The organism is Pseudonocardia hydrocarbonoxydans (genome assembly GCF_006539565.1).
GTDB lineage: Bacteria > Actinomycetota > Actinomycetes > Mycobacteriales > Pseudonocardiaceae > Pseudonocardia > Pseudonocardia hydrocarbonoxydans.
In genome coordinates this window covers 101,728-117,464 of sequence record NZ_BJNG01000012.1, presented here as the reverse complement: position 1 = coordinate 117,464, position 15,737 = coordinate 101,728, and the positions used below count along the sequence as shown (strand labels likewise).

The following is a 15,737-nucleotide window of genomic DNA, read 5'->3' as shown; positions in this document are numbered from 1 at the left end:
GTCGCAGTCATGCAACGTTCTGGGGCTGTGTTCCCACCGTACACCTCCCGATCCTCGCGGATCCTGGGGGGTCCCAGTGGGGCGGTCCTCGCTCACCTGTTGACCGGGCCCCTGAGGGGCTTCGTTCTGTCCGGTGTCGCGCTGACAAAGAGAAAGTTACGCGGGGGGTTGACACCAAGTCAAATCGCCCCCCCTGGACCGCGCTGACCAGCGGAAACATGCCCGGAACCGTCACCCAGCGTCGCGTCCGTCGCGTTCGTCGGCGATGAACGGTCGGGGTCAGCGGGGCGGTTCGGACCGGTCCGATCCATCCCGGTCGAGGCCGTGACCTGCGGGGACGGACGTCCCGTTGGCGTCGGAACGGGCGCTCGGCTCCCCATCGGCGAGGTCGGCACGCTCATCGGTGTGACCTGGGGAACTTCTCGAAATGTCGCTGTGCGCGACGGACGGCCCGGTTTCCGTCGCCAGACGGTGGAGCATCGCGTTGTAGGCCCGGAGGTCGGCATCGCCGTCGTGCTCGGCCCGACGATCATCGCGTCGCGCCGACCGCTCGTCGTGACGCGACCACTGGATCAGCAGCGCGATGACCACGAGCAGCAGCGGCAGCTCCCCCGACGCCCACGCGAGTCCACCGCCGAGCCGCTGGTCTTCCAGCAGGTCGGGCACCCAGGGCAGGGCCAGCGCGCGGTAGAAGTCGCCGCCGATCACCGTCGCACTGCTCATCAGGGCGACCCCGAAGAAGGCGTGGAACGGCACCGACGCGAAGACCACGGCCAGCCGGGCCACCGGGGGCAGCCGGCGCGGCGACGGGTCGATCCCGATGATCGGCCAGAAGAACAGCGCCCCGACCAGCAGGAAGTGCAGGTTCATCAGCACGTGCGCCCCGTGCTCGGGCAGCGCGGCGGGGAAGATCCCGGAGAAGTACAGCGCGTAGTAGGAGCCGACGAACAGCGGGAGCGCCACCAGCGGGTGCGTCAACCAGCGCGACAGCGGTGAGTGCACCGCGGCCAGCAGCCACTCGCGCGGCCCCGGGGGCCCGCTGCGGCCACCGGACGGGAGTGTCCGCAGCGCGAGCGTGACCGGCCCGCCGAGCACGAGCAGGATCGGCACCAGCATCGACAGGATCATGTGCTCGCCCATGTGGACGCTGAACATCGCGGGGCCGTAGCGCCCGATCCCCGAGCTCGTGGCCACCAGCAGTGCCGCGCATCCCGCCAGCCAGGCCAGCGTGCGGCCGACCGGCCACCCGTCACCGCGGGCCCGCAGCCTGCGCACCCCCACCAGGTAGGCCAGCGCCAGCACGATCGCGGCGGAGCCGAAGATCAGGTCGAAGCGCCAGTCGAACAGCAGGCGCTCCAGCGTGGGAGGCCCGGCGAGGTCGTAACCGATCAGGGCCTCGGCCCGTGACGGTGCGCCGCTGCCGTCGTCGGGTGCCGCGGTGCGCCCCAGCGCGACGGCCAGCCCGATCGTCGCGAGCATCAGGAGGATCTCGACGCCGCCCAGGCGCAGCAGCGCCCGTGGCTCCCCCCGCGACGCCGGTCCGACCGTGCGCTGCCGGTGCAGTGCCCCGAAGGCCCCCAGCGCCAGCAGTGCGCCCGCCTTGGCCAGCAGCAGGCCGCCGTAGTAGCTGCCGAACAGGGCCCCGGGGGCGATGCGGGTCAACGCGTTCACGATCCCGGTGACGGCGAGCACGACCCAGCACACGAGCGCGACATGGGAGAAGCGCGGTACGGCCGTCGCCAGGGCGGCGGCGCGGTCGGGCCCTCGGGCCGCCGCCAGCGCGACGACCGCAACCAGCCCGCCCACCCACAGCGACGCCGCCAGCACGTGCAGCACCAGGCTGTCGGTGGCGAGGTCGTGCGCCCCCCCCGCCGCGGAGTGCCCCGTCAGCGTCACCGGGAGCGGGCCGACCACCGACAGGCCGAACAGCACCGTGGTCCAGCCCCAGGTCAGGACGCTACGGGTCCCGACGACGACGAGCAGCGCGATCACCGCGGTCCAGGACCAGGCCGTGGACGCCGCGAGCTGCGGGATCGCGTCGAGCAGCAGCCGCGCGTCGAGCACCTCGGCGACGGGGCGGCCGAGGGCGTCGGCGACGGTGAGCGGGACCAGCAGTACCGCTGCGACCACCCACGCGACGCCCGTCCAGCAGGCCGTGCGCAGCGCGCGGTAACCCGCGACGTCGAGGTAGCCGGAGCGTTGCGGGGGCACCAGGAACGCGGCGAGCAACAGCGCCCCGATCGTCAGCACCATCGCGACCTCGGCGACCGCCCGCACCGCGGGCAGTCCCACCGTCGTGAGCACCCCCGGATCGGGCAGCCCCAGCGCGACGAGCGGGCGCGCGCCGGACAGGAGGGTGAGTCCTGCCGCGATCAGTACGGCGACGGTCGTCCCGACCGCGACCAGGGCCGCCGGTCCGGACGGGCGGGCGGCGGTCTCGACGGGGGTCTTCGCCATGTCAGCCAGGCTAGCCGCAGGTACGGCGGGCGGCCGGGGGCCGGGCACACTGCGTCGGTGCACATCCTCGACGCCCTCCACGGCGGCGACGTGCGCGGCTGGGCGGAGGCGCCGGTGCGTCACCTGGACCCGGTGGTGCTCCCCCGGGTCGTCGACGGGCGGCTGCACGCGGACCCCGTCGGCCGCGGCGGCGCGGGTGCGGTGGTGCTGCTGCTCGCGCTGCACCGCGTCATCGACGTCGACGCGGCGTTCGCGGAGCTACGGTACGTGCTGCGGCCGGGCGGGACGCTGGTCGTCGTCACCCCGTCGGTGGCGGTGCGCTCGGTCGCGGAGCTGCGCTGGCGTGGCGCGTTGCGCCCGGTGCACCGCGGGCCGTGGCGGCACCGGGCCGCGCTCGACGACGCGGGATGGCTGCTCAGCGCGGCGGACTTCGCGGTGCTGGCCGACGACCGGCTCCCGCTCACCCTCCCCCTGCCCGACTCCGCCGCCGCGCGCCGTGCCGTCGACGCGCTGCCCGCGGCCGGGCTGTGGCCCGACCTCACCCCGGACGTCCGCGACGGGCTGGCGGCTGCGCTCACGCGACGCGCCGGGCCCGGATCACGTCTGCCCGTGCCGCTGCGCCGGTTCGTCGCCCGCCGTTAGCGCGCGGCGGGGCCGGTCCGGCGGGCACGTCGACGGTGACCGTGGCGCCGCCGGGCGGGTCGCCCGTCAGCCGGGTGTCGCGGCTGCGGCCCCGACCAGCTCCGGCCCGGCGTCGGACACGGGGTCCTCGCCCTCGACGACGTCGGCGACCACACAAGTGATGTTGTCCGGCCCGCCGCCCTCGTTGGCCAGCTCGATCAACCGCTCCACCGCGCCCTGCGGCGTCCCGGCGCCGACGAGCACGTCGAGGACCTCGTCGTCTCCGAGCACCGCGGTGACGCCGTCGGAGCACACCAGGTACCGGTCGCCCGCCCGCGCCTCGTGGTGGAAGAGGTCCGGCTCGACGGTGTTGCCGTCCTGCAGCGTGCGCATGAGCATCGACCGGCGCGGGTGCTCGCGCGCCTCCTGCACCGAGATGCGGCCCTCGTCGACCAGGGCCTGGACGAGCGTGTGGTCGCGCGTGAGCCGCACCAGCTCGCCGTCGCGGACGAGGTAGGCGCGCGAGTCGCCAACGTGCAGGATGCCCACCCGCGCGTCGTCGAAGAGCAGGGCGACGACAGTGGTGCCCGATCCGCGCAGCGCGGTGTTCTCCCGCGCCAGCCCGGTGAGGCGGTCGGCCGCGGCCGTGACGGCCCGGGCCAGCGCGCCGAGCAGGTCGGTGCCCGCGAGATCGGTGCCCGCGAGGTCCTTGTCGAGATCGGCCAGCGCGGTCACGGCGACGGAGCTGGCCACCTCGCCGTGCGCGTGCCCGCCCATGCCGTCGGCGACGGCGAGCAGGCGCGGACTCGTGACCGCGGAGTCCTGGTTCAGCGGACGGCGCCGACCGACGTCGGACCCGGCCGCCGAGCGCAGCGTCAGGGGCATACGCACACCTTCTCATGAGGTCAACTTCCGACACCACGACGACACCCGGGAGACACACCGCTCGGCAGGCGGGGTGGGTAGGGGGCCCGCTAGGCTCGGCATGAGCGGTTCGTCCCGCTCCGGCCCTCGTAGCTCAGCTGGATAGAGCAAGAGCCTTCTAATCTCTAGGTCGCAGGTTCGAGTCCTGCCGAGGGCGCACGACACCAGGTCAGCGCCATGGCCTGCGGAGGCACGCACGATCCACCCACCGGGTACCTACCGTTCACGCCCGGGGGCGGTGGACGCGACGGCCCATGGAGACCTCCCGGGTCGTGCTCACCCGCTCGTGCCCGAGGTGGTCGGCGAACTCCCGCGCGGTCGGGCCGGCGGCACGGTGGCGACGCCCGGCCGACCACCGCACCCGATCAGGCGGCGGGCAGCTCGCCGAGTGTGATCGTCAGCGTGTACGGCTCGGCGGCCGGTGGTCGTGCGACGGTGAGGCGGACGACGTCGCCCGGCCGACGCTCGGCGATCGCCGCCTGCACGTCCTGCGAGGTCCGGACCTCGTCACCGTCGATCTGCGTGATCAGGTCGCCCGCCTGCGCGCCGGCCGTGGCGGCCGGGCCGGCCGGATCGAGGGCGGCCACACCGGCCCCGACCGGCTCGCCGCGCTCGTCCGTCACGGTGACGACCGTGACCCCCAGCGCGGCCCGTCCGGATCGCAGGACCCGTCCGTTGTCGACGATCTGGCGCGCGATGTCCCGGGCGATGTCCGCCGGGATCGCGAACCCGATACCCGCCGCCGTGCCGCCGATCCCCGGGTTGACGGCCGCGAGGTGGGGATGCCGACGACCTCCCCGTCGAGGTCGACCAGCGCTCCCCCGCTGTTGCCCGGGTTGATCGGTGCGCTGGTCTGGATCGTCTGACGCAGCACCGTGCCCGGCGTTCCGCTCGCCGGGTCGGGTGGCTCCGGCACCGACCGGCCCAGGGCCGACACGATGCCCTGCGTCACGCTGCCCTCCAGCCCGAGCGGGCTGCCGACCGCCATGACGATCTCGCCGACCCGCAGGTCCCTCGGCTCGCCGAACCGCGCGGGTACCAGCCCGGCGGTGTCCTCCACCCGGATCACGGCGAGGTCCTCGACCGGATAGGAGTACACGAGCGTCGCCCGCCGGACCGCGCTGCTGGTGGCGACGCGCACGTCGAAGGCCGTGGCCGTGCCGACGACGTGCGCGTTGGTGACGATGTGCCCCTCGCCGTCGAACACGACCCCCGAGCCGACCCCCCCGTCGTGGGTGATCTCGACGACGGACGGCAGGGCCTGCCGGACGACCGAGACGAACTCCTCCTCCAGCGACCGGGCGGGCCCGGGCGCCGGCTCCTCGTCGCCCGCCGTGCATCCCGCCAGGACGGCGGCCGCCACCAGCACGAGGGCGGGTCGGTGCAGCGGATGGGGAACACCCTTCATCGATCGGCCGCCTCTCCGGTCCGACGCCGGCCCGCGCCGACGGTCCCCCCGACCGTTCCAGCCCGAGAGCCGGGGTCGACCGGCCCGACGTGGCGGAACTGCCGGCTCCCGACCGGCCCGGCAGGGTCGACGGCAGCCGTCGCCGACGGGCGGGGCGGTCGACCCACGGCCGGGGAGCGCGGGACGGGGTCGCGCCCGGTCGCGGACACGTGCCGGCAGGACGAACGGACGGCCGGGCCCTCGCCACCGCAGGACGATGCCGGGACGCGGGCCCGCCGGGGATAGTCGCCCGGTGACCGCACCGGCCGCTCCACCCCGCCCGGCAGGACGGGTCCCGGCTCCGCCGGGTCCGGCAGACACGACCGGGGCCGTGCCCCGTGGAGGCCACCCACCCGGCCCGTCCGGGTCCGGGTGACCGGGCATGTCGCACTCCATCGCGCTGCTGCTGGAGCTGGGTGCCCTCCTGATCGTGCTGAGCGTGCTCGGCACGATCGCCCACCGGCTGTCGCTGACCCCCGTACCGCTGTACCTGCTGGCCGGGCTCGCCGTCGGGGAGGGCGGCCTCGGGCTCGTCCCGGCCTCGGCGACCTTCATCGAGACCAGCGCCCAGATCGGCCTGGTGCTGCTCCTGCTCGTGCTCGGCCTGGAGTTCTCCGGCGACCAGTTCGCCGAGGGCCTGCGGCGGCACCGGCCGTCCGTCGTGGTCGACGCGGTGCTCAACGCGACTCCCGGTGCCATCGCCGGGCTGCTCCTCGGTCTCGACGCGGTCGGTGTCCTGGCGATGGCCGGCGTCACGTGGGTGTCGTCGTCGGGCATCGTCGCCCGGCTCCTGGTCGACCTGCGGCGGCTGCAGAACCCGGAGACGCCCTCCGTCCTCGCGGTCCTGGTGCTCGAGGACTTCGCGATGGCGATCTACCTCCCCGTGCTGGCGGTCATGGCCGCAGGCGGTACCTGGTGGCAGGCGTTGCTCGGCGTGCTCGTCGCCGTGGGGGCGCTGTCCATGGCCCTGCTGGCGTCCCGGCGGTGGGGGCACCGCATCGGCGGCGCCCTGTCCCATCCGGAACCCGAGCAGCTGCTCCTGCGGATCGTCGGCGTCACCCTGCTCGTGGCCGCCCTCGCCGAGACGATCAACATCTCGGCCGGGGTCGGGGCGTTCCTGGTGGGTCTGAGCCTCACCGGCGAGATCACCGACCGCGCCCGCGAGGTGCTGGCCCCGGTGCGCGACCTGTTCGCCGCCGCGTTCTTCCTGGCCATCGGCCTCTCGATCGACGCCACCGACCTCCTGCCGGTCCTGCCCGCCGCGCTGGCGCTCGCCGCCGTCACCGCGGTCACCAAGGTGCTCACCGGTGCCTACGCCGCGGGCCGGGACGGCGTCGACCGGGACGGCAGGCTCCGCGCGGGCACCGCCCTCATCACGCGCGGTGAGTTCTCGATCGTCGTCATCGGGCTGGTCGGTGCGGCCGCGGATCCGCGGCTGGGCGCTCTCGTCGCCGCCTACGTCACGATCCTCGCCACCGCGGGCCCGGTCCTGACCCGGTGGGCCGACGGCCCCCGTCGTCGCCGGCCGGAGGTCGACGCGCAGCGCCGGCGCGGGCGCCGGGCCGGCACCCCCCGAGCCGTACCCCGCGGCGACCGGTGACGGCGTGGAGCCGCTCGGTGTGCGGGATCCGTACCGCACCTCCGTGCCGGTACTGATGTCCGGGACCGCGACACGGGCGAGCGTTCGCGCATGGAACTGGAGAGCGCGGTGCGCCGCGCGTTCGCCCCCGCGACCGGGCCGGACCGGGCCGGACCGGGTCGGCGTCGAGATCGAGCTCGTCCCGCTCGCGGACGGCGGGCGGCCGGCGCCGGCCCGCCTCGCCCCCGTCCTCGACGCGCGGTTCGCCGCCGTCGCGCGGCCGACCTTCGAACCCGGCGGGCAGCTGGAGCTCAGCCCCGCCCCGCAGCCGCTGCCCGCCGTCATCGACACCGTCCTGGGCCTGCTGCGCCGGGTGCGGGAGCGGGCCGCGCGGGTGGGCGTCGAGCTGATCGCGGCCGGGACCGACCCGCACCACGACTGCACGCAGGTCCCCCTGCACCGGCCGACCGCGCGCTACCTCGCCCTGCAACGCGCGCTCGACGGGCACGGACCCGACGGTCGCCGCATGATGCGGCTGACCGCGTCGCTGCAGGTCTGCGTCGACCTGCGGCCGGGGCGGGCCGGGCGGGAGCAGTGGCTGGTCGCCAACCTCGCCGGGCCGCACCTCGCGGCGGCGTTCGCCAACTCCCCGACCCTGGACGGCCGCCCGGCCGGCGTCGACGGGGCCCGCACCGGGATCTGGACGCGCGTCGATCCCCGCCGCTGCGCCTACGACGGCCGCCACCTCGACGCGGCCGACCCCGTCGGGGCCTACCTCGCCTTCGCCGCCGCGGCACCCCGGCTGCCGCTGCCCGGGCTCGACGCGCGGGGTCACCTGTCCACGCTGTTCCCGCCGGTCCGCCCGCGCGGGGGCTACCTGGAGGTGCGCTACCTCGACGCGCAGCCCGACGGGCGGATCGCGGCGGCGGTGCACACCGTGCACACCCTGCTCACCCACCCCCGCGCCCGCCGCGAGGCCCTGGACCTGCTGCTGCCCGGGATGGGCGACCTGCCCGCCGCGTGGCGCGCCGCCGCCGACGGCTGGACGCCGCACGCCGCCGATCTGCTCGCGATCGCCGCCTGCGCGCAGGCCGCGCTCGGGGAGGTGCCGGCGCGATGACCGCGGACGTCGTGTTCGTCGTCGACCCGCTGGAGCGGCTCGACCCGGCCCTGGACACCAGCATCGGCCTCATGCACGCCGCGCAGCGGCGCGGGGCGCGGGTGTGGGCGACCGGCGCCCTCGCGCTGGAGGCCCGCGACGGCCGGGCCCGCTGCCTCGCCACCCCGCTGCACCTGGCCCCGAGCGTCCCCGACCAGGGCTGCCGCTGGACCGTGCCCGACCCGTGGTTCCGCGCGGGGACGCCCGCCGTCCTGGAGCTCGACGAGGCCGCGGCGGTCTTCGTGCGCACCGAGCCGCCGCTGGACGACCGGTTCGTCACCGCCACCCTGGTGCTCGACCTCGTCGACCCGCAGCGGACGGCGCTGGTGAACGCCCCGGCCGGGCTGCGGGCCTGCAGCGAGCACCTGCTGCCGCTGCACTTCCCCGACCTGACGCCCGCCACGCTGGTCAGCGCCGACCCGGCCACGGTCCGCGCGTTCGTCGCCGAGCACCGGACGGTGGTGGCCAAGCCGGTCGACGGGTTCGCCGGCCGCGGCGTGCTGCGGCTGGACCACCACGACCCCAACCTGGCCTCGCTGGTCGAGACCGTGACGGGTGCGGGCACCCGCGCCGCGGTGCTGCAGCCCTACCTGCGCGAGGTGACCGCGGGCAACAAGCGGGTGTTCGTGGTCGAGGGCGAGCCGGTCGGGGCCGTCCACCGCTTCCCCACCGGCGGGGACTTCCGCATCTGCGACACCCGGATGGCCGCGGCCCCGCTCACCGACCGGGACCGCGAGATCTGTGCCCGGCTCGCGCCGACCCTGCGCCGGCACGGTGTCCATCTCGCCGGTCTCGACGTCATCGGCCCGCACCTCATCGAGGTGAACGTGACCAGCGTCGGCGGCCTGCGCAAGGCCGACGCCCTGCTGGGCTGGTCGCTGTGCGCCGACGTCGTCGGCCGTGCACTCGACGGCTCCCTGCTCGCCCCCTCCCTCCTGGAAAGGACACCGGCATGACCCCCACCTCGTCCACCGCGCTGGTCGCCGCCGTCCTCGGCGTCGCCGTCCTCGGCGCGATGCTGTTTCTGCTCGGCTTCAACGTCTCGCGGATGCGCGGCGTCACCGCGAAGGCCGGCGGGTCACAGACCCCGACCGACCCGGCGTCGCCGCTGCTCATCGCCCAGCGCGCGCACGGCAACGCCAGCGAGTACGTGCCCTACCTCGCCGTGCTGTTCCTCGTGGTGGGGTTCGGGAGCCCGGCGGCCGTCGCGATCCCGCTGATCGTCGGCGCGACGGCGGCCCGGCTGCTGCACGCCTACGGGATGCTCAGCTCGCCCTCGCTCGCCCAGCACGGCGCGGCCGGGATGGCCGGGGCGATGGGCACCTACCTGTTCGGCGTCGCACTGGCCGTCGCCGCCGTGTTCACGGTGGTGTGAGGCGTGGCCACCGCGGTCGACACCGCGCTCGCGCCCCTGCGCAGCCGCGCCTTCCGGCGCTACGCCGCGGGTCAGCTGCCCTCGGTGACGTGCTCGTGGGCGCAGGTCGTGGCGCTCTCGGCCGTGGTGGTGGCACTGGACCCGGGCGCCCTGGGCTGGGTGGTGGCGCTGCAGTTCCTCCCGACGCTGGTGCTCGGGGCGTGGTGCGGCGCGCTCGCCGACCGGTTCGACCGGCGGACGGTGCTGATGGCCGCCGAGGCCGGGCTGGCGCTCGTCGCCGCGGCGTTCGCGGTGGCCGCGGCCTGCGGGCTGCTGACGCTGCCGGTGATCGGCGTGCTCGCCGCGGCCTGGGGCATCGTCAACGCGGTCGACACCCCGGCGCGGCGCGCGCTCGTCCCACAGCTCGTCCCGCCCGCGGACGCCCCGGCCGCGGCGGCCCTGTCCGGGACGCTGCTGCTGGTCGGCATGACGCTGGGCGCCGGGCTCGGCGGGCTGCTCGTGCCGGCGTTCGGGGCGGCCGTCACGTTCGGGATCAACGCGCTGTCGTTCCTGGTCGACGTCGCGGTGCTCGCGACGCTGCCGATCGGGCCGAGCCCGCGCACGCCCCGCGCACCGCGCCAGGTGCGCGACGGCCTGGCCCACGTCTGGGGCGTCCCGGCGCTGCGGCGGCCGGTCGTGGTGCTCGCCGTGGTCGCGACGACCACGTTCTCCTACCAGGTCAGCGTGCCGATCCTGGTGTAGGAACGGCTCGGCGGCGGGGCCGGCGCGATCGGGGCCGCGCTGGCGGTGTTCACCGCGGGCTCGCTGGTCGGGACCCTGGTCGCCGCGGCGCGGGGCCTGCCCGGCCCGCACACGACGGCGGCGGCGACGGCCCTCGTCGCCGCCGGGCAGCTCGTCGTCGCCCTCGCGCCGGGGCTCGTGCTCGCCGGGCTCGCCGTCGCGGGCCTGGGGTGGTCGGTGCTGCTCGGCGCGGTGATCGCCCGGTTGCAGCAGGCCCGGCCCGACATGCTCGGCCGGGTGATGGCCGTGTTCGCCGTGGTGCTGCTCGGCGCGATGGTCGTCAGCGGGCCGCTCGCCGGATGGCTCGCCGCGACGGCGGGCGCGTCGGCACCGTTCCTGTTCGGCGCGGCCACCGCGGCCCTGACGGCCGGCGTCCTGACGGCCGGCTCCCGGGAGGCGGGGACCCCGACGGCGGGGGAACACACTGCCGGGACCGGCCGGGACGCACGTCGGCCCCCCACCGGTGGTAGCCGGTAGGGGGCCGGTCACGTGCCGGGGCGACCGTCAGACGGACGCCCGCTCCGCGAAGTCGGCCTCGTGCTCGAGCGCGGTGTTGCTCGTCTCGCGCAGCGCCGAGACGCAGATCAGCGACAGGACGCCCATCAGCGCCATCATGAAGCCGATCGCGATCGACCCGAACGACGCGGCCAGGCCGGGGGCGAGCAGCGGCGGGATCGCCCCGCCCAGCACGCCCGCGAGGTTGTAGCCCAGGCCCGCGCCCGTGTAGCGGTACTTCGCCCGGAACAGCTCGGGCAGGTACGACCCGGCGGGGCCGTAGGCGATCGCGAAAATCACCATCGTCACCGTGAGCCCGGTGGCGAAGGCGAGCGGGGTGCCGGTGTCCAGCAGCGGGAACAGGAAGGGCGCCCACAGGATGCCGGCCACGCACGCGGCGCGGATGAGGTTACGGCGACCGAACCGGTCCGACAGGATGCCCGCGACGACCGTCGCGATGGCGAAGACGATCGACACCCCGACGCCGATGCCCAGCACGGTCGGGCGCGAGAGCCCGGCGCCGTCGGGGTTGGTGCCGTAGGAGGTCAGGTATGCGGTGCCCATGTAGAAGAAGGTGAACAGCATCGCCAGTGCGCCGGCGGAGAGCAGGACCTCGCGCGGCTGGGCCGTGACCGCGTCCATGAACGGCAGCCGCTTCGGCTTGGCCGTCACGACCTCGGTCTTCGCCTGCTCCATGGCGGCGCGGAACGCCGGGGTCTCCTCGATCGACAGGCGCACCCACAGCCCGACGCCGATCAGCAGGATCGACAGCAGGAACGGGATCCGCCAGCCGTAGGTCAGGAACGCCTCGTCGTCGTCGCCCATGACCAGGCCGGTGATCAGGAAGGTGCCCGAGGACAGGCCGAACGCCAGCGCCGGGCCGAGCTGGGGGAAGACCCCGTAGAGGCCGCGCTTCTCCTTCGGCGCGTACTCCGCGGTGAGCAGCGTCGCCCCCGCCCACTCCCCGCCGACGGCGAAGCCCTGGCAGAACCGCAGGAACACCAGGATCAGCGGGGCGGCGACGCCGATCGTGTCCGCGCCGGGCAGCAGCCCGATCAGGACGGTCGCGATGCCCATCAGCAGCAGCGTGGAGATCAGCGTGCGCTTGCGGCCGATCCGGTCGCCGTAGTGGCCGAAGATGACCGCGCCGACCGGGCGGGCGAAGAACGCTACCGCGAACGTCGCGAACGAGGCCACGGTGCCCGCGGTGGGCCCCAGCGCCGGGAAGAACACCTTCGGGAAGACCAGCGCCGCGGCCGTCCCGTAGATGAAGAAGTCGTAGAACTCGATCGTCGTCCCGGCGCAGCTCGCGGCGGCGACCCGGCTCAGGGAGACCGGCTTCGGCGGTTCGGTGGTCGGCGTGGACATCGCGGCTCCTCGTCGAGCGGGTCACGGAGAGGTGGGTGCTTGCGAGGCACAACGGGGCGGGGCGGGTGACGTCACGGCGGCACCAACCAAAGTCAGTACCGGCGGGACCGGGCCGGACGGCAACCTGCGGCCGGGTGACTCGTTTCACCTCGTGACGCCCCGGGTCGGGCACCGCGGCCGTGACGAAGGAGGTTGTCCGTGCCGGACGACAGCGCCATCGCCCGCGCCGTGGACACGGTCCTGCCGCGTCGGCTCCACGAGCTGCAGGCGGCCACCGGGCTCCCGGTGCTCTTCGCCGGTACGACGAGCCCGGCAGGCCACGCGCAGCAGCTGACGATCGACCACCTGATCGGCACCCTCGGCGACTCCCTGCGCCAGGTCAGCGTGCTGTCCGGGCGGGGGCTGGGCGGAGCGGCGATGGTGCGCCGAACGGTGTGCCGGGTCAACGACTACGCCACCACGACGTCGATCACCCACCACTACGACCAGGTCGTCGTCGAGCACGAGCGGCTGACCTCGCTGCTGGCCTGCCCGGTCGTCGTGCACGGAGCGGTGCGCGGTGTCGTGTACGGGGCGCTGCGCGAGAGCCGTCCGATCGGCGACGTGGCCGTGCGCAACGCCGGGGTGGTCGCGGCCAACATCGCCCGGGACGCGGCGGCGTTGCTGAAGTGGCAGGCCCCGCCCGGGCGTCCCGCGACCGGCGACCCGCGCGACGCCGCCATCGACGAGCTCGCCGACCTCATCGACCGGACGACCGACCCCGAGCTGCGGTACCGCCTCAGCCGGATCCACCACGGGCTGACCGAGCCCGGCCCGGAGCGGTCACCGGCGGAGGGCCCGGACGCGGCCCCGCGGGTCGCCGGCGGCGACGGGGCGGGCCCGGCGCTCTCGCCCCGGGAGGTCGAGACGCTGCAGCACGTGGCGGTGGGGGCGACGAACGCCGAGATCGCGGCCCACCTCGGCATCACCGTCGGCACCGTGAAGGCCTACCTGCACAGCGCCATGCGCAAGCTGCGGACCCGCAACCGCGCCCGCGCGGTCATCGCCGCGCGCGAGGCGGGCCTGATCTGAGGCACGACGACCGCTCGTACGACGACGGCCGGCCGTCCATCCATGATCACCGTCTGGGCGCGTTTCCGGCGATCCCCCGCCGGAAACGCACCGAGACGGTGATCATGGTGCGGCGGGCGGGTGGCGCACGCCGAGGGCCGTTCCGCCGACGCCGCCGGGCACCACGGGCGCCCGCTCGGCACGGGACCCGGTGCTCGCCGCCGCCGTGTGCCCTCCCCGCCGCGGGCCCCGGTGGCGCAGACTCGGGAGATGACCACTGACCACGTCGACGTGCTGATCGTCGGGGCCGGGCTGTCGGGGATCGGCGCCGCCTGGCGGCTGCAGCACGACGCACCGGGCACGACCTACGCGATCCTGGAGTCCCGCGACGCGATCGGGGGCACCTGGGACCTGTTCCGCTACCCCGGCGTGCGGTCGGACTCCGACATGTTCACCCTGGCCTACCCGTTCCGGCCGTGGCGGGAGCCGGAGTCGATGGCCGGCGGGGAGCGCATCCGGGACTACATCCGCGACACCGCCGCGCAGGCGCGGATCACCGAGCACATCCGGTTCGGCACGCGGGTGACCGGCGCGCAGTGGTCGTCGGACGAGGCGCGGTGGACGGTGCGGACCCGGGGCGGGGCGACCTGGACCTGCTCGTTCCTCTACGTCTGCGCCGGCTACTACGACTACGAGCAGGGCCACCAGCCCGACTTCCCGGGCCTCGACGACTTCGCGGGCCGGTTCGTGCATCCCCAGTTCTGGCCCGCCGACCTCGACCACGCCGGGCGGCGGGTGGTCGTCGTCGGCAGCGGGGCCACGGCCGTCACGCTCGTACCGGCGATGGCGCAGACGGCCGGGCACGTGACGATGCTGCAGCGCTCCCCGTCCTACCTGACGGCGCTGGCGCGCACCGACGGCGTCGCCGACGCGCTGCGCCGGTTCCTGCCCGCGGGCGTCGCGCACTCGCTGGTGCGCACCAAGAACGTGCTGCTGACCTCGGCGTTCTACCAGCTGTGCCGGCGGCGCCCGGAGACCGCCAAGAAGCTGCTGCGGGCGGGCGCCCGGCGCTTCCTGGACGACCCCGCCTACCTCGACGAGCACTTCACCCCCGCCTACGAGCCGTGGGACCAGCGGCTGTGCGTGGTGCCCGGCGGCGACTTCTTCCGCGCCGTCGCCGACGGCCGGGCGTCGGTGGTGACCGAGCGGATCGACCGGTTCGTGCCCGAGGGCGTGCGGCTGGAGTCGGGGCGGGTGCTCGATGCCGACGTCGTGGTGTCGGCGACCGGGCTGACGCTGCTGCCGTTGGGCGGGATGGACCTGGAGGTCGACGGCGAGCCCGTCGACGTCGGCCGCACCGTCGTCTACCGGGGTCTCATGCTCGGCGGCGTGCCGAACCTGGCGTTCTGCTTCGGCTACACCAACGCCTCGTGGACGCTGCGCGCCGACCTGTCGTCGCGCTACGTCGCCCGGCTGGTGCGCCATTTGCGCCGGCGCGGCCTGGCCTCGGCGACGCCGCGCGTCCCGGCCGCGGACACCCCCCGGCTGCCGTTCCTGGACCTCACCTCGTCCTACGTCCGGCGCGCGGTCGACCGGTTCCCGCGACGCACCGGACGGGAGCCCTTCGACGTGCGGCAGAACTACCTGCTCGACCGGATCGTCATGCGCACCGCCACGCTGGACCGCGACATGGACCTCGTCCCCGGGCGGGTCCCCGCCGGGTGACCGGCGGCTTGCCCGCCGCCGGGCCCGGCGGGCACGATGAGCCGAGGGAGGCCCCGTGACGGAGCACACACGACGCCGTGTCCTGGTCGTCGACGACGACGAGCGGGTCCGCACCGTCGTGTCCTGGCAGCTGGAGGCCGACGGGTACGCGGTGTCGCAGGCCCGCGACGGCACGGCCGCGCTGGAGCAGATCGCCTCCGACCGGCCGGACCTGGTGGTGCTCGACCTGTCGATGCCCGGTGTCGGCGGGCTCGACGTGCTGCGCCGGGTCCGCGGCGCCCCGGGCGGCACCGGCACGCTGCCGGTGATCGTGTTGTCCGGGCGCAGCGGGGAGACCGACCGCATCGTGGGGCTCGACCTGGGCGCCGACGACTACCTGGTCAAGCCGTTCTCCCCCGGCGAGCTCGCGGCACGGGTCCGGTCGGTGCTGCGGCGCGCCGGGTCGCAGCCCCCCGCACCCGCGGCGGTCACCGGCCTGCTCGTCGACCCGGCCACCCGCGACGTGCAGGTCGACGGCCGCCCGGTGGAGCTGACCGCCCGCGAGTTCGACCTGCTCGCCTACCTCGCCCGGCACCCCCGGCAGGTGTTCAGCCGGGCGCAGCTGCTCAAGAGCGTGTGGCGCAGCGAGCCCGGCTGGCAGGGCGAGGCCACCGTCACCGAGCACGTCCACCGGCTGCGCAACAAGATCGAGGCCGACCCGGGCCGGCCCCGGCGGCTGCGCACGGTACGCGGCGTCGGCTACCAGCTGGAGCCCTGA

Annotated in this window: 15 protein-coding genes and 1 tRNA gene; 11 read left to right on the top strand and 5 right to left on the bottom strand. The window is 75.2% G+C overall.

What is annotated here, in order from left to right:
* Positions 1–279: 279 nt before the first annotated feature.
* Positions 280–2,457, bottom strand: a complete 2,178-nt coding sequence (locus PHY01_RS06630) for a bifunctional copper resistance protein CopD/cytochrome c oxidase assembly protein (protein ID WP_141277634.1) — start codon at positions 2,455–2,457, stop codon at positions 280–282.
* 57 nt (positions 2,458–2,514) lie between these two features.
* Here PHY01_RS06630 and PHY01_RS06625 point away from each other — a divergent pair, with 57 nt between their 5' ends.
* Positions 2,515–3,099 (top strand): methyltransferase domain-containing protein, encoded by a 585-nt coding sequence (locus PHY01_RS06625; RefSeq protein ID WP_141277633.1) that lies wholly within the window; start codon positions 2,515–2,517, stop codon positions 3,097–3,099.
* 66 nt (positions 3,100–3,165) lie between these two features.
* Here PHY01_RS06625 and PHY01_RS06620 read toward each other — a convergent pair whose 3' ends face one another.
* The gene (locus PHY01_RS06620) at positions 3,166–3,963 is read right to left on the bottom strand and encodes a PP2C family protein-serine/threonine phosphatase (RefSeq protein WP_141277632.1); all 798 of its coding nucleotides are present in this window, start codon (positions 3,961–3,963) and stop codon (positions 3,166–3,168) included.
* Positions 3,964–4,085: 122 nt separating this feature from the next.
* On the opposite strand from PHY01_RS06620, the gene PHY01_RS06615 reads away from it, so the two are divergent.
* A tRNA-Arg gene (locus PHY01_RS06615) sits at positions 4,086–4,159 on the top strand.
* 208 nt (positions 4,160–4,367) lie between these two features.
* On the opposite strand, the gene PHY01_RS27020 is transcribed toward PHY01_RS06615, so the two are convergent.
* The gene (locus PHY01_RS27020; RefSeq protein ID WP_218030039.1) at positions 4,368–4,625 is read right to left on the bottom strand and encodes a PDZ domain-containing protein; all 258 of its coding nucleotides are present in this window, start codon (positions 4,623–4,625) and stop codon (positions 4,368–4,370) included.
* Positions 4,622–5,410: a S1C family serine protease gene (locus PHY01_RS06610; protein WP_218030038.1), complete on the bottom strand. Its 789-nt coding sequence runs from the start codon at positions 5,408–5,410 to the stop codon at positions 4,622–4,624. Before PHY01_RS06610 ends, PHY01_RS27020 begins: the two co-directional genes overlap by 4 nt.
* Before the next feature lie 421 nt (positions 5,411–5,831).
* Here PHY01_RS06610 and PHY01_RS06605 point away from each other — a divergent pair, with 421 nt between their 5' ends.
* Genes PHY01_RS06605 through PHY01_RS27010 form a run of 6 tightly spaced genes read left to right on the top strand, consistent with a single transcriptional unit; the run spans position 5,832 to position 10,819 of the window.
* On the top strand, positions 5,832–7,049 hold the full coding sequence (locus tag PHY01_RS06605; RefSeq protein ID WP_141277631.1) for a cation:proton antiporter: 1,218 nt from the start codon (positions 5,832–5,834) through the stop codon (positions 7,047–7,049).
* Positions 7,050–7,092: 43 nt separating this feature from the next.
* Positions 7,093–8,148, top strand: coding sequence for a glutamate-cysteine ligase family protein (locus PHY01_RS06600; protein ID WP_141277630.1), 1,056 nt, complete (start codon positions 7,093–7,095; stop codon positions 8,146–8,148).
* Positions 8,145–9,143, top strand: a complete 999-nt coding sequence (gene gshB / locus PHY01_RS06595; protein ID WP_141277629.1) for a glutathione synthase — start codon at positions 8,145–8,147, stop codon at positions 9,141–9,143. Before PHY01_RS06600 ends, gshB begins: the two co-directional genes overlap by 4 nt.
* The gene (locus PHY01_RS06590; RefSeq protein WP_218030037.1) at positions 9,140–9,562 is read left to right on the top strand and encodes an MAPEG family protein; all 423 of its coding nucleotides are present in this window, start codon (positions 9,140–9,142) and stop codon (positions 9,560–9,562) included. Before gshB ends, PHY01_RS06590 begins: the two co-directional genes overlap by 4 nt.
* A gap of 3 nt (positions 9,563–9,565) precedes the next feature.
* The gene (locus tag PHY01_RS27015) at positions 9,566–10,303 is read left to right on the top strand and encodes an MFS transporter (protein WP_218030036.1); all 738 of its coding nucleotides are present in this window, start codon (positions 9,566–9,568) and stop codon (positions 10,301–10,303) included.
* A gap of 45 nt (positions 10,304–10,348) precedes the next feature.
* Positions 10,349–10,819 carry an MFS transporter gene (locus PHY01_RS27010; RefSeq protein WP_218030035.1) on the top strand — a complete coding sequence of 157 codons (471 nt, stop codon included), beginning with the start codon at positions 10,349–10,351 and terminating at the stop codon, positions 10,817–10,819.
* A 27-nt stretch (positions 10,820–10,846) separates the two neighbouring features.
* On the opposite strand, the gene PHY01_RS06580 is transcribed toward PHY01_RS27010, so the two are convergent.
* Positions 10,847–12,205: an MFS transporter gene (locus PHY01_RS06580; RefSeq protein WP_141277628.1), complete on the bottom strand. Its 1,359-nt coding sequence runs from the start codon at positions 12,203–12,205 to the stop codon at positions 10,847–10,849.
* A gap of 198 nt (positions 12,206–12,403) precedes the next feature.
* Here PHY01_RS06580 and PHY01_RS06575 point away from each other — a divergent pair, with 198 nt between their 5' ends.
* From PHY01_RS06575 to PHY01_RS06565, 3 genes are all read left to right on the top strand, one after another.
* A complete protein-coding gene (locus tag PHY01_RS06575) occupies positions 12,404–13,276 on the top strand; it encodes a response regulator transcription factor (protein WP_141277627.1) in 873 nt (290 codons plus the stop codon).
* A gap of 249 nt (positions 13,277–13,525) precedes the next feature.
* A complete protein-coding gene (locus tag PHY01_RS06570; protein WP_141277626.1) occupies positions 13,526–14,980 on the top strand; it encodes a flavin-containing monooxygenase in 1,455 nt (484 codons plus the stop codon).
* 55 nt (positions 14,981–15,035) lie between these two features.
* Complete coding sequence (locus PHY01_RS06565) at positions 15,036–15,737, top strand: response regulator transcription factor (protein WP_141277625.1); 702 nt, start codon at positions 15,036–15,038, stop codon at positions 15,735–15,737.

Bases quoted from the DNA above. Each gene is read 5' to 3' on its own strand.
- PHY01_RS06630 (WP_141277634.1), bottom strand. From the start codon at position 2,457: ATGGCGAAGACCCCCGTCGAGACCGCCGCCCGCCCGTCCGGACCGGCG.
- PHY01_RS06620 (WP_141277632.1), bottom strand. From the start codon at position 3,963: ATGCCCCTGACGCTGCGCTCGGCGGCCGGGTCCGACGTCGGTCGGCGC.
- PHY01_RS06610 (WP_218030038.1), bottom strand. From the start codon at position 5,410: ATGAAGGGTGTTCCCCATCCGCTGCACCGACCCGCCCTCGTGCTGGTG.
- PHY01_RS06605 (WP_141277631.1), top strand. From the start codon at position 5,832: ATGTCGCACTCCATCGCGCTGCTGCTGGAGCTGGGTGCCCTCCTGATC.
- gshB (WP_141277629.1), top strand. From the start codon at position 8,145: ATGACCGCGGACGTCGTGTTCGTCGTCGACCCGCTGGAGCGGCTCGAC.
- PHY01_RS06590 (WP_218030037.1), top strand. From the start codon at position 9,140: ATGACCCCCACCTCGTCCACCGCGCTGGTCGCCGCCGTCCTCGGCGTC.
- PHY01_RS06580 (WP_141277628.1), bottom strand. From the start codon at position 12,205: ATGTCCACGCCGACCACCGAACCGCCGAAGCCGGTCTCCCTGAGCCGG.
- PHY01_RS06570 (WP_141277626.1), top strand. From the start codon at position 13,526: ATGACCACTGACCACGTCGACGTGCTGATCGTCGGGGCCGGGCTGTCG.